At 52.1% G+C, this 12,460-nt stretch carries 12 protein-coding genes; 6 read left to right on the forward strand and 6 right to left on the reverse strand.

The window, feature by feature from the left end; translation table 11 throughout:
- Positions 1-8 precede the first annotated feature (8 nt).
- Positions 9-1,328, forward strand: coding sequence for a hypothetical protein (locus ORD20_RS00990; protein WP_146039065.1), 1,320 nt, complete (start codon positions 9-11; stop codon positions 1,326-1,328).
- Here ORD20_RS00990 and ORD20_RS00995 read toward each other — a convergent pair.
- The 5 genes from ORD20_RS00995 to ORD20_RS01015 form a co-directional block, all read right to left on the reverse strand.
- Positions 1,325-2,338, reverse strand: a complete 1,014-nt coding sequence (locus ORD20_RS00995; RefSeq protein ID WP_103375947.1) for a GGDEF domain-containing protein — start codon at positions 2,336-2,338, stop codon at positions 1,325-1,327. The genes ORD20_RS00990 and ORD20_RS00995 overlap by 4 nt on opposite strands.
- 54 nt (positions 2,339-2,392) lie before the next feature.
- Positions 2,393-3,136 (reverse strand): glycosyltransferase family 2 protein, encoded by a 744-nt coding sequence (locus tag ORD20_RS01000; RefSeq protein WP_103375948.1) that lies wholly within the window; start codon positions 3,134-3,136, stop codon positions 2,393-2,395.
- 54 nt (positions 3,137-3,190) lie between these two features.
- A complete protein-coding gene (locus ORD20_RS01005) occupies positions 3,191-3,853 on the reverse strand; it encodes a J domain-containing protein (RefSeq protein ID WP_103375949.1) in 663 nt (220 codons plus the stop codon).
- Positions 3,854-3,965: 112 nt separating this feature from the next.
- Entirely contained in the window at positions 3,966-4,667 is a 702-nt protein-coding gene (locus ORD20_RS01010; RefSeq protein ID WP_146039066.1) for a hypothetical protein, read from the reverse strand.
- A 211-nt stretch (positions 4,668-4,878) separates the two neighbouring features.
- A complete protein-coding gene (locus tag ORD20_RS01015) occupies positions 4,879-5,451 on the reverse strand; it encodes a DUF2231 domain-containing protein (protein ID WP_103375951.1) in 573 nt (190 codons plus the stop codon).
- A gap of 204 nt (positions 5,452-5,655) precedes the next feature.
- Between ORD20_RS01015 and ORD20_RS01020 the strand changes: the two genes are divergently transcribed.
- Entirely contained in the window at positions 5,656-7,944 is a 2,289-nt protein-coding gene (locus tag ORD20_RS01020) for a penicillin acylase family protein (protein WP_103375952.1), read from the forward strand.
- Here the strand turns inward: ORD20_RS01020 and ORD20_RS01025 are convergent.
- Entirely contained in the window at positions 7,922-9,034 is a 1,113-nt protein-coding gene (locus ORD20_RS01025; RefSeq protein ID WP_103375953.1) for an amidase domain-containing protein, read from the reverse strand. The two genes, ORD20_RS01020 and ORD20_RS01025, sit on opposite strands and share 23 nt — an antisense overlap.
- Positions 9,035-9,123: 89 nt before the next feature.
- Between ORD20_RS01025 and ORD20_RS01030 the strand changes: the two genes are divergently transcribed.
- From ORD20_RS01030 to ORD20_RS01045, 4 genes are all read left to right on the forward strand, one after another.
- Positions 9,124-9,813, forward strand: a complete 690-nt coding sequence (locus tag ORD20_RS01030; RefSeq protein WP_103375954.1) for an HAD family hydrolase — start codon at positions 9,124-9,126, stop codon at positions 9,811-9,813.
- A 71-nt stretch (positions 9,814-9,884) separates the two neighbouring features.
- The gene (locus ORD20_RS01035) at positions 9,885-10,184 is read left to right on the forward strand and encodes a hypothetical protein (RefSeq protein WP_103375955.1); all 300 of its coding nucleotides are present in this window, start codon (positions 9,885-9,887) and stop codon (positions 10,182-10,184) included.
- Positions 10,185-10,348: 164 nt separating this feature from the next.
- A complete protein-coding gene (locus ORD20_RS01040; protein WP_158246310.1) occupies positions 10,349-11,566 on the forward strand; it encodes a glycosyltransferase family 39 protein in 1,218 nt (405 codons plus the stop codon).
- A 145-nt stretch (positions 11,567-11,711) separates the two neighbouring features.
- Positions 11,712-12,233 (forward strand): sulfocyanin-like copper-binding protein, encoded by a 522-nt coding sequence (locus tag ORD20_RS01045; RefSeq protein ID WP_242968566.1) that lies wholly within the window; start codon positions 11,712-11,714, stop codon positions 12,231-12,233.
- Positions 12,234-12,460 lie beyond the last annotated feature (227 nt).

The following is a 12,460-nucleotide window of genomic DNA, read 5'->3' on the forward strand; positions in this document are numbered from 1 at the left end:
GGAGCACCATGAGGAAATACTGGGTGGGTGTTATCGGAGGAAGTATGCTTGTTGTTGGTGGACTGGCCGCGATAGGTCTTTGGCACCGTGACCACCATTTAGAGGCGATGCCCAATGCGGTTGTGGTGCATAGTACCGTGTCTCAGCGCGTGAGGCCTCACTTGGGAAGGGCTGTCCACGTACGGCCTTTTCACCTTGACCCAGCGCCAACGCTGACGTGGCATACTGTGACAACGACGACGGTCCCGATTTTTGCGGGTACCCAGGTGCAGATTGCCACCAATCCGAATACCCCGAGCATTTTGCCTCCCTATTACCCCTTGCGCTTGAATCCTCTAGCGTCTTATGTGCCGCGTCATTATACGCTTTCGTTTCAGTTAAGCGCTATGCTCAATGGTCAACCCGTTGTGTTACAAATTTTCAAGGGTCCTGGCCACGTGCTGATGGCGTCCTCCTATGGCGGCCAAGTGCAAGGGACGGCTTTGGTCGATGGCACGCTTACTCTGACGAATTTCAGTCAGGACAGTGCTTATTTGTCGGTCCAAACAAAAGATGTGACACAGTGGGCGAGCTATAATCTCCTAACCGGAGCGCTGCAGTTCTTCCCCAGTATGCCGCTTGAAGCCGTGACGACTTCCAGTATTGCCGGACTGGAGACTACATGGCCTGTGCCCGTTATTGTTCCGGAACCGAGAAGCCATGCTATAACGCCTAAGAATCCCGAGTCAGCCCAGAGTGCAGAGACCCAATGTTTAGCAGAGGCGAATATCCTATTGAATTCCGCCGTGTTGCCGAGCCAAGTGGTTTGGACTCAGCAAGGAACAGAGGCGGTCTTAAGTCGCCTGGATCCTGGGCGTTGGCAATCTGTCACGTTTGTTTTGCGCCACACGCTCTTTGTCCCGCGTATCGTCACGGCGACAACAACAGGGATGACGCTACGGTATCATGTGCGGGTGGCTCAAGATGGGCAGGCGCAAAGTGTTTTACTGTCAGAGCCTGAAATTAGGGCGTTAACCCAATACACGATGCAACAACCCTATTCAGCGACTTTGAGCCAAGCTGGAGCGCTAGCCCTATTGCCTCGGGACTTTAACAGTGCGGAGGTGCTGCATCCGGGTGCCCCGAAAATCTTGATACAACAAGGGCCTGCGTCGGTGCTAGGTTTAACCTACCAAGTTTCGGACAAGGGACAACAAGCCTATATTCCGGTAGGGTGGTATTGGTGGACGCATGGGCCGACGGTGTTTCCACCCGCACCGTCATTACCGTCTTCGCCGTCAACGTCGCCCTCGCCTACGGCGTCCTCGGGACTGACGCCAGCTTCTTAAGGTGTTGAGGTGGAGGCGGACCACACGGCTTGATTTTTACCCCGCGCTTTGGCTTGATAAAGGGCTTCATCAGCTCGCGCGATGAGGGCCATCAATGGTTCCCCATCGTGCCATGACTGGGCGACGCCGGCGGATACCGTCACGGGTGTGGGGTAGTGTAACGAGAGGTCTTGCAAATGATAGTTGATGCGGGCTAGACGTTCTTTCAGGGCGGCCGAGCTGACGCTTAGCGGCAAGACCACTAAAAACTCTTCCCCTCCGTAGCGCGCGGTTAATTCACCGGTGCGGAACAGTTGGCGAAGGATGCGCCCAAAGTCACGCAGGACCATGTCCCCCACAATGTGCCCGAAACGGTCGTTAATTTGCTTAAAGTTATCCATGTCAAAGATGACCACCCACGACCGGAGGGCAGCTTGGGGCGACTTTTGATAGGACTCAAGCAGTTGGCGACGGTTGGGGAGACCGGTGAGGTAATCGGTGCCGGCTAACGTCTCAAAGTATCCGAGTTGACGCCGCAAGAGATACAACAGCACAGCGAATAGGGTGTAGAAGGGCGCCACAAACACAATGGAGTCCCAAGCATGGGGCAACGCCGGAGGCCAGAGAACGGCTCCGGCATAGCCTACGCCTAGCAATATGCTGACCCAAAACGCTTGGGCCACCGGCAGGGACCATGCAGCTTCCCACACAACGGCCACACTTAACAGAGGAGCGCTGACTGGCAGCCACTTCCACCAGTACATGTTTACGACCATGCTAAGGGCATCAGTCCACACTAAACTGCTGGGAGTTCGGTAATGGATGCGAATATAGGTGCGGATAGGCAGATACACCGCCCATAACACCGCGGAAGAGAGCATATTGGCACGCATGGCATGATGCGGCCAATAGACGGCTGTCATCGCGATGACGAGGCCTAAAAACAGCCAGCGGGCGTCATCGCCAAATTTTCTCGGATCACGCTCATATCGCCGGATCCACCACGATTGTTGTGCTTTTGTTTCTTTCATGAGAAGAATTTCGCTACAAATGATAAGATTCCTCTTTTATGAAGGAAAAACCATTCAATGCGGCAAACGCCAGCGCGCGAACCACGGATCTGTCATCATTTGAGCGAAGCTCGCTACAGGTAGCGGAGGCAAATGATGCTTTTGGCGAAAGCGATAGAGCTCGGGCGCCATCGTTTCGGGGCGCGACGAGGTAGAGAGCCCGGAGAAATAATAATTGGCGGTGATGAGGGGCAGCCTTTTCAGCGGAACGCCTTGGCGCGTGGCGCGAAGTACCCAATCCCAGTCGCTGTACGCGGGAATGTCAGGGTCAAAATAGCCGACTGTCTCGAAAATGGTTCGTGAGACCACCAGTGTGGAAGGAATGACGGGGCTGGTTTTGGTCAACATGCTAGGATGATAGGCAAAGCGAAAAGCGTCATGCCACCCTTCTTCCATATGGTAGAGTTCAGCATCGGTAAAGACCGCACCTTCTTCGTGATTTAAAGCCGAGAGTGTCGCGGCAAGATGGTTGGGCCACCATTCGTCGTCATCATCTAAAAATGCAATATACTGCCCTTCGGCCATGTGGACTCCCACGTTGCGCGCAATGGCAGCGCCTTGCCGCGGCTTTAAGCTCAGAGAATGGACCACAAACGGATACGCCGCAAACGCACTTTGCGGAAAGGGCGCACGACTTCCATCGTAGATGACGATGACGTCTAAGGGGCCTGGGTAGGACTGCGTTGCCACCGAATCTAAGGCTCGAAAGACTGTCGTGTCATGGATCGTCGGAATAATCACCGTAACGACGGGTGTCATGCAACCCTTCCTTCCAATTTTGTCATGGGACCCCTTCTTTTTTAAGATATCATATTAGAATGAATCACGTCCCCTTGTTGAGTGTTTGTTCCACAAACTAAGCCCTTCATAGAGACTGTAAAGGCCTGCTAGGACGAAACTATACGGCATGAACAACCATGCCATGCATCCGAAATAGCGCAGGCGACGGAGTTCCATGATCCCTAAAAGGGCAAGGTAACCTAAAATGGCCCATAAGAGGGTCGCCGTGGGATAGGCTAAAAATTTGCCGAGTGCGATAAGCGCTAATAGGATAGCCCATTCTCGCAAGGCACGCGTTTGGGCTTTTTTTACGGCGCGCTTTTGCTGGTGCCTAGTACATAAGCCGTCATGATATCCTGGGCACTGCGGGCAAAGAGGCTCAGCACAGAGCCGGCATGATTTAGGTGCTGTCGTACGGTGGCGTGGACAAGTTGGGACCGGCGGCGTTTTGGACCGCTCCCGCTCCGGGGGAGGAGGCTCGGGCGTGAGGGGGATTTTGGCCAGATGCTGGGTAATTTGGTTATAAGCCGAATTGATGGCCTTCATGCGTTCTTCTTGCAGGGCCGAACGGTCGGGATTTTCTTGAAACAAGTCGGGATGATTCTTCCGTGCTTGGCGAAGATAGGCTTGCCGGACTACCGTGAGATCATTGGTCGGTGCAATTCCCAGTACAGTCCATGGATCATGTTCCGCCATAGTATCCTCCTGCTTTCAGTATGCCCTGAGGCTTATCATATTTCTATGATGCATAGCCCATAAACATATCTTGACAGGGCAAGATCGCCAAGATGGCGGAGCGGAGGGGGCGTCAAGGGGCGTTTAGAATGTGCATTGACGATGCCATGTCAATCGGGACCGCAATGGCATGGCCATAGGGTTCATTGACCCAGTACACCGTGCTTCCGGATTGCCATGACAAATCCAATGCATTTTGGCCATGATGCTTGTGAGCCCAGGTCAAGACCCCCATGGTCGTATGCGGAAGTTGTACCCGATGAAGCTGTGAGGCAATGGCTTCGGCAGCCGGTTTCAATAGGGAGATGGGTGTGCGAGGTGGTCCTGAGACTTGGACAGTCCAATTCTTTTCAGTCCATGTGATAAGGGCTTGACGGCTATAGGCGTGGGCGGTGATGCCAAAACCTAAGGGTAAGGGCGACCCAAGACTTGGGGAAATGATGAGGAGCTGTTGTAAGAGGGTCTGCGCGTTGGCATTGCTTCCGTCATTTTGGCCACCAAATGAGACGCTTACGCTTTGAGGGGTGACAATATGGACGTCATAATGGCCATTTCCTGAGGAGATTGGACCAATGCTTTGCACCGCTACGTGCATAGGAGCCATTATGGTTATGTTTGTACTGGATAGATGCTGGACGGTTCTGGCTAAGTTTGCGGATAAAGGGGGCCTTTTAGACGGCAAATGACGAGGCACAATCGATGGGCTGTTAAGACCACATCCTGTTAGAGTGACAAGGCTTGTGGCCAGGGTTATCGAGAGCACAGTTTTATGCAAGTCAACAATGTCTCCTTTGGCGTCAGATCTCCTATGGGAAGCCGCGCGAGACCGCTAGGAGGCAACCCATAAGCGTACGTTCGCCTTAGATGGTATAGCCCGTAGGAGCCTATGACAATATCGCTTGGCGTCTCATAGGAGATTGAGACAATGTGCTCTGTCATGGATGTGCTCATTAAAGTCGTTACCGAAAGCTTTTAGCTGGGGAGCTTTAGTGTTTAAGAATATTGACGTAGCTCACATGGCGAATGCCGACCCCATAGTGATACACCATGGTGCCTCCTAAGGACCCTGTCCATGTAATCATAACCACGGCTAGCAGCAAAAAGAGGGTGGACAAGGGGGTCGATCGACCGCGGCCGGTGTTCCAAAATGACCATCCTTGCGTGCGCCCTGCTGGAGATGATTGCGGATAACGGGCGTAAAACCGAACGGCTATGGCGAGTAGGGCAAAAATTCCTGTGAGCACGGCATCACGTTGGTGAGCTCCTAGAAGAACCGTGGTTGTAGGGGTCCAGTGGACAAATTGCTCGGAAATCACACCCATGGCTGCGGCAACGGCACCGGCCAAAAAGCCTAAGATGGTGAGCCAAAAGCTGCTGCGATCCAAAAAATGGTCTGGCGTTTGAATGAAGCGTCCTGCGATATCAAGCGCCAAGGCTAAATAGAGCAAGGCAATGGGAAAATGCACAACCATGGGATGAATGGTGTGAGGGAAAAGATGAATGCCAATATGAATCCATGTCGTCAAAAATGCGGACCAAAGACCTGTGATGAAATGCATAATAACCTCCTTGGAACAACGGTTTATTTAACATTGTGTGGTAATTAAATCTGTGTAGCTCTGCTTCAGTAAAACGTCTTTGTATGAAAGAAGAATGAGAAGTGTGCAGGTCCGTCCCCACAATAGCATTTTGGAAGCAGGAATTGTACACTACGGACAAGAGGTCACGAACAGCATATGGTAATGAGACAATAATTGAGGTGAATGATGCGCAGCACTGGTGACACTGACAAAGAGGCGGCGTTTCGGCTGCGAGGTTTCCGGCGAGCCGGACAGCTGTTCCGTCTTCTTGGAAAAATTCGACCTGTTTTCAAATTGCCCCAGGAACTTTTTACGGATCAATTAGACGCCCCCGTGGAGATTGTCCGTGACGATGTCGGCGTGCCGCACATCCAAGCCGCGACCATGAAGGACGCATTATTTGTCCAGGGCTTTATTCATGGTCGTGAACGGGCTTTCCAAATGGACATATCCAGGCGCCTGCCCTTAGGGCAGCTTGCCGAAATTTTAGGACCTCAAGCGTTATCGTATGACCGTTTTATGCGTTCTCTGAATGTCAGCCATTGGGCCGAGCAGGCTCCGTCCACGTGGTCAGACAATACGCGTGAATATGTTGCGGCCTATGTGGATGGCGTGAACTATGCCTTTAAGAGCCAACCTTTGCCGCCCGAATACCGTTTTTTGCAAGTGCCGCTCAGACCATGGACGGTGCATGATACCAATGCGATTATCTATCAATTGGCGTGGACCTTGAACTCGATTTGGCATAGCAAATGGGTGTATGACGCTTTGGATGATGACGATGATGTCAAGGAATGGCTGTTTGGGGCCTTGGGGGTTGAGATTCCGACGATTGTGCCAGGAACCGGTTCTTATGAACCGTGGATTCCAGCAACCGGGGCAGGATCAAACAACTGGGTCGTAGACGGTACCCGTACGGAGAGCGGCGGGCCCTTATTAGCTAATGATCCCCATTTAATGCCTCAATTGCCGTCTATCTGGTATGAGATGTTTGTGGAAGGTGGGGCTCTGCATGTTTTTGGGGCGTCTTTGCCTGGAGCGCCGGGCATTATCATTGGTCAGAACCAGGATATTGCGTGGGGTGTCACTAATGTAGACCCGGACGTTCAGGATTTATATCGGCTGCATCTGGAACCGGGAACCACCCGCTACGTGGTCGATGGGGAAACATTGTCGTTGACCGAGCGCGTGGAGACTTTGCATGTGCGAGGAGGGGCTGATGAAACACTGTCGTGTTATGACAGCGTTTGGGGGCCTGTCATCTATAAGGAGTCGGATCAAGCCATTGCCTTAGCCTGGACAGCATTTCAACCCTTGCCGATGGTGCAAGCCGTCTTGCGCTTAGACCGCGCCCACGATTGGGAAACCTTTAATACGGCGCTTGCGGAGTGGTGGGTGCCCGCTCAAAATTTTGTGTATGCCGATCGTGCGGGACATATTGGCTATATCGCTGCAGGCCGAATTCCTACGCGCTCTGGTGGACCGTGGCGAGGCATTGTGGATGGGCATGATGGACGGTTTCGCTGGACGGGCTGGGTGGAATGGACGGAGATGCCGCGTTTGTTTGATCCGCCTCAAGGCTTTATTGTGACCGCCAACAATCCGGTCACAGGCCAAGATGCGGCGACGGTGCTATTTGGCCGCTATTCGCTCGGTGCCAGGGCTAATCGTATTCAGGAGTTGATTCAGCGCCAACCGCGCCATAACGCGGAAAGCTTCAAGGCGATTCAACAAGATATTTACTCCGGTCCACTTTTAGCATTGGCCCAGAAATTGTTGAGAGAAGATGTGCCACAGGAGTGGAGGACAATTCTGGAGGATTTCGACGGTCACGCCAGAGCCTCTAGCCCTGCGCCCACGCTTCTGTATTTCTTTGCGTTAAGTGCTGTGCCTCCCTTGATCCGGGAGCGTTTAAACCAACCCTTTTTTCCGAACCAAAAACCCCGGGTTCCAGGCAGTCATCCTTTTCCCGAAACGCTGTGGGAACTGTTAGGGGAACGGTTAATTCCAGCGCTATTGGCGCATTGGAGCCAAATCGACCTTGCCTTGGCAGTAGAAAGAACACAAAAGGCGTTGTCGCAAACGCTGGGTGACGTTGACCATTGGGCGTGGGGCAATGTTCATCAGGCGCGTCTTTATCATCCGTTAGCGGAAGTCAAAATATTGGCTCCATTATTTGGTCGGCAATCCATGCGCATGCCGGGCGACTTGTATTCGCCGCTGCAGGCTGCTTTCCCGCTTGACCCGCGCTTGCCGTGGCCGCGCTGGGTCTCTTTTATGCCCAGTTACCGCCAAATCATGGATGTTAAGACACCGGTGGAATCGTTAGCTGTGCATCTCACGGGGCAGTCCGGGCACCCCCTGTCTTCGCACTATGACAATCTTATGGGCGCGTATGTGGCCGGGGATTATTATCCGTTGGGGCCTGGGATGATGACGCATTTATGGTTTATGATGAGGCATGAGGATTAGGCGACGGATAGTGGACATGCCAAAAGTCATAGACGGTATGCCTGTCCCATCCCAAATCCCAAGGAACGTGGTAGCGGTCAGCCGTATGGGTGTCGACCACAAGATAGCCCAAGCGGTCGGTGCCGACCACAATGGCGGTGTGGACCGTACGCCCATGTTCAATATAACTGATGAGATCGCCCGACACGAGATTATTGACCGCGCCGTGCGGAAAGCGCTTTGTCGGCTGGGTGAGTTGGCTATAACGGCCCTGGGCCATCAAGGTGGCTCGCCCTGTGGATTCTAGAAAGTATTTGAATCGTGCGGCATTGGCCCAAGCCGGACTTCCTTCACCAAGCCTCGCGCTATATTCCCAGACGGGTGTTTGCCGAAATCCTGCAGCTGCTAACGCTTGGGAAATGAAATTAGTGCAATCGCCTCCGTCCCCGTTGTAGTCGATATAATGCGAATTGTAACGACCGCCATTTCCGCAACCGGGCGCTGCTCCGCAATAGCGATTGGCATAGTCAACGGCTAGGTTGTGAGAACGCACAGAAGGCGCCTGGTAATGCGGTGTGAAATCGTCGGCCGGCCGCACAGGGCCAGGGATGTGCGTATCTTGATTCAGAGGGTCGGTAAAATCGTCGGATGCAATTCGCCATTGTCCGTGTAGTGACTGCAATACATAATCATGGCGGATACCCAGCCCAAACGCATCCGACAAGGTCCCTTTTTGTACTTGGTAGCGTTCACTGACAATCGCAAAAACGTGAACCAAGCCATTTGTTCGGAACTGGATACCGGGCGTCCGAAGACTCACCGTGACGCGCTTAAAGGCTATTTGCCGAGATTTGGCCCACGCCGACAAATAGGCTTCGCGCTTTGTCGCCTCATGAAGGGCCGCATGCGCTTGGGGAGTAAAGACCTGCTCTAGGGCTTGGCGATTGTGGGTCAAGATGGCGTGGTCCTCTTGGGTCACCAAGTGCTGCAAGGCGCTTTTCACGGCTTGTTCAGGCGGTGTTAAAGGCGCCGGCTGATAAGCGCTGAAATGAGGGCTAAAGGTTGCCGCATTGATGATGATTAAGCTTGCTGATAGGAAATGAGTGTTCATAATTTTCAGGATGGCATATTGTCCTCATCGCTATACGCTGACCCCCCGATGTTTTACATCGGCATTACAGGCATAGGGAGGAATGACCTGTGAAGGCCGTTCTCTTTGATTTGGATGATACGTTGTATGACCGGTATCCGGCTATTCGCACTTACGCCCAACACTATTTTTACAAAGATTTTGGGCCGCAGCTTAGCACGATCGATCAAGAATGGCTGGCCCAGGCGCTAATAACAGCGGACGGTGGCCCTCTGCGCGGAGGGCGCGAAGCGATGCAAGCGTTGCAACGGGCGTTGCCGTGGCTTCCGGGCAAGATGCCTTCTTGGCAGGAGTTGTTGGCACATTGGCAAGCTTATTTTCCGTATTGCAGTCATTGGACGCCGGAACTGGACCAACTGTTGCGCTCATTATCCCAACTTGGGTGGAAAATAGGGATTGTCACGAATGGCCCGGGGCCGGGGCAAAGACAGAAGATTGATACCTTGGGTATCGGAAATTATTTGGACGCTGTGGTGATTTCGGGCGAGTATGGAGTGAAGAAGCCTGATCCAGCAATTTTCATGGAAGCTTTGCGTCAGTTGGGTGTAGTAGCCCATCAAAGCTGGTTTGTCGGCGACAATCCGGCAACAGATATCGCGGGGGCTGTGTCTGCGGGGCTCAAAGCGATTTGGCTACGCCGCTATCATAGGCCTTGGTACGGGCCTCTGTCTAAGCCTCCTGTTTGCAAAGATTCCATGGTTGCGGTGGGCGAGTTTCTTGTGGGCTGCAACAAAGACTAATAGGGCGTCAAGTGACGTCAGACCTCATTACATCGTTATACCAGATAAGGGTGACGATAGGAGGCTCTGCGTTGGTAGTCAATGAGGGAGACGTTACGCCCATGGGTGTGGTCCGATGCCGCTTTCGCATTCGGCCTAGCGTATGGTACATCGTGACCGACTGCACAGTCTGCTTGTTTTGCTATTCAGCGACAGCGTCTGCGTTGTTACCTTCGGAAATTTTGCACGGGGGGAAAAGATGGGGGCAGGGAATTCTCTTTGATCGCCCCCATATGCGTAGGATTTTTTTCCTATGGCCCCAGTGGGAGCAAAGGTTGCATGCTTTAGGAGATGAGATGCCAGAACGGCGGGCTCTTAAGCCTCGCAAATAACAGGTAGGGGCCTTGGGACGCGGATTTTTCATCTATTTCTAAGAATTTGGGGATAAAACATACGAGAACACGAATTGTGCGATTTCAGATCTCAAGGATTGACGACGAGTCATCGTGTATCATAGGTATGGTCTATCATGCCATACTATAGGGAGGTCCAAAGAGTGGGTCAAGATTTGCCGTCAACGCGTGAACCCTTGCCCGAATCCCCCAAAAAGCCGGCAAGGGCGATTGCTCATGGAGCTCTTTTGGCCTTCTTAGTTCTCTTGTCCCGCTTATTCTTTGAAGAAATAGGAACCTTAGCCTATATCTATCTGCCGCATGCCTGGGTCGATGCGCCCCAAGGCGAGATTCCTCCCCATGGTGGACTATGGTTTCAAAGTTTGTTTGGGATCTGGGCGCATTGGGATGGCTATTGGTATTTATCGATTGCGCAGTTTGGCTATCAAGGGCGTACCGCGTCGAGCGCTTTTTTCCCCTTGTATCCTTGGTTGATGCATCTGCTGGGTTCAAGCATTTGGGCCGGTTTGGGAATTAGTTTGGTTGCATTTACCGTCTCCGTCGTCGTGCTATATTTGTGGGTTTCAGACCAATGGGGTCCGGCCGTTGCTTGGCTGGCGGTATTAGTCTATGCGTTTTTTCCTACGGGATTTTATTTAAATGCTGTCTATACGGAAGCGCTGTACACGGCTTTGGCCTTTTCCACCCTCTACGCTGCCCAAAAGCGTCGGTATTGGTGGGCTTTTGTGCTGGCGGCATTAGCCACTTTGACAAGTATTTATGGGATTTTGCTATCGCTTTCGCTGTTTGTTCTCGTGTGGAAGCAAGAACGCCGGTTTTGGCGCGCTGTGGGATTTAGTATCGGGTCGGCGTTAGGTCTTTTGGTATACATGGCGTTTTTGACGTGGCGTTTTCACGATCCGTTGATGTTTCAATCGGTGCAGTCCGATTGGGGCAGACATTTTGCTTGGCCATGGGTTACCTTAGTGACGGCTTTTCACGCAGCGTGGGCCAATCGTCAAGTGGTGTGGAACTATCCCTACTTGTTTAGTCCGGGCCCCGCTCAAGGACCCGTTATTAATTTTTATAACCTGATTTTTATGGTAGGTAGTCTGATAGTTCTAGTCGTGTACGGTTGGCGATTGCCGCTTTACCTCTGGGCTTATTTAGCCCCAGCACTGGCCGTGACGTTGTTCTTTCCAGCCTATAATCAACCGCTGATGTCCTTTCCTCGTCTTATCTTCGAAAATTTCCCCATTTTATTGGTGCTTGCCATAGCGCTTGCAAGACGCCCCTGGTGGCGTTTTGCGTATTGGAGCGTTTGCTTGTATCTGGGCGCTTTACTGACGGCGCTTTTTGCAACAGCCCATTGGGTAGCGTGATTTTCGGTTGCGCTTGACTTAGAAGCAGTTCTTTGGTGTGGGCTTGTTGAATATTTTTTACCGCGTTATAAAAATTAGTTCATTCATTCCTATCTCTTTGTGATAAGGTATATGTGTTAATTCGTACTGAGAGGAGGGCTTTGGAGTGACTCATGTCAAGAAATTGGCAGCCGCAGCGACCATGGGGATTTTAGCAATGGCTCTTGCGGGTTGCGGTTCACAACCTACTATCGATGCTTCCCAATGGATGGTTAACCATCCGGGAACACACACCGTCGATTTGAAGATCGAAGGAATTTATAGTAGTGCGCAACAGAGCAATACTTTTGACGGATTTACTGATGGCCAGCTCGTGGTGACTATTCCGGTTGGATATCATGTGAACATGGATTTCATTAATAAAGGACCGATTCCCGAATCCATCGGAATTTATAAAAACCATCATCTTGCGTTTCCTGGTGCCGGCCAATCCTATCGCCAAGTCGTAACGTTCCCGACGGCGGGATTATTGCCTGGACAGTCGCAGTCTTATTCATTTACAGCAAGTCAGGTTGGCACTTATACCCTAGCGGATATGTTGAATGGGGATCCCAATAATACGCCGACCAGTGGTGTATGGGATATTGTCAAGGTTGTTCCCTCGGGCAACCCGTCCATGAGCAGTTAACGACGCGGCGAGGAAGTCGCTTTCACGCGTTGAGCAACAAAGATTAAGGTCCTGGGGTTTGGCTGGACAACATACCGGTGCAGGGGCGGTTTCTACGTCGCCTGCGTCAAGAGGTTAGCTAAACTCGCGATGCATCCGGTGGTTTAAACAGAAGCCGCCCACACAGTATGTTGTGAAACAAATTCGGCCTACGGGACTTTATATCGCAATATTCAGATTATTATTGG

This window comes from Sulfobacillus thermotolerans (assembly GCF_039623705.1).
Lineage (GTDB): Bacteria > Bacillota > Sulfobacillia > Sulfobacillales > Sulfobacillaceae > Sulfobacillus > Sulfobacillus thermotolerans.

Excerpts from the sequence above, each read along its gene's own strand:
- ORD20_RS00990 (WP_146039065.1), top strand. The coding sequence starts at position 9 with ATGAGGAAATACTGGGTGGGTGTTATCGGAGGAAGTATGCTTGTTGTT.
- ORD20_RS00995 (WP_103375947.1), bottom strand. The coding sequence starts at position 2,338 with ATGAAAGAAACAAAAGCACAACAATCGTGGTGGATCCGGCGATATGAG.
- ORD20_RS01000 (WP_103375948.1), bottom strand. The coding sequence starts at position 3,136 with ATGACACCCGTCGTTACGGTGATTATTCCGACGATCCATGACACGACA.
- ORD20_RS01005 (WP_103375949.1), bottom strand. The coding sequence starts at position 3,853 with ATGGCGGAACATGATCCATGGACTGTACTGGGAATTGCACCGACCAAT.
- ORD20_RS01015 (WP_103375951.1), bottom strand. The coding sequence starts at position 5,451 with ATGCATTTCATCACAGGTCTTTGGTCCGCATTTTTGACGACATGGATT.
- ORD20_RS01020 (WP_103375952.1), top strand. The coding sequence starts at position 5,656 with ATGATGCGCAGCACTGGTGACACTGACAAAGAGGCGGCGTTTCGGCTG.
- ORD20_RS01025 (WP_103375953.1), bottom strand. The coding sequence starts at position 9,034 with ATGAACACTCATTTCCTATCAGCAAGCTTAATCATCATCAATGCGGCA.